This is a genomic window from Flavobacterium sp. ASW18X (genome assembly GCF_005144745.1).
Classification (GTDB): Bacteria; Bacteroidota; Bacteroidia; order Flavobacteriales; family Flavobacteriaceae; genus Croceivirga.
Genome location: NZ_SWKK01000045.1, coordinates 1 through 222, shown reverse-complemented (window position 1 = coordinate 222; position 222 = coordinate 1). Strand labels below are relative to the sequence as shown.

The window sequence follows — 222 nt, the reverse complement described above, 5'->3', positions numbered from 1 at the left end:
TAGTTCCATTGTTCAATCCAGAGATATCGGCATCAGTAGCCGTCCACGCGTTACCCGAAACAGTAGCGGTAGTAGTTACTGGAGGATTCACCCCATCATCGAAAGTTACGGTTACTACTTGGCCATCTTCTACATCCGTAGTAGTCCCTGAGATGGTTACATCCCCATCTTCGGCAGCATTTACGATGTTGTCACCCTCGATAGGGGTAGTGATGTCAATCG

1 protein-coding gene is annotated in these 222 nt (G+C 48.2%); it reads right to left on the bottom strand.

Annotation, left to right across the window (positions count from 1 at the left end; translation table 11 throughout):
- A partial coding sequence (locus FBT53_RS15880; protein WP_136952170.1) for a hypothetical protein occupies nt 1–222 on the bottom strand: 222 nt, incomplete at both ends.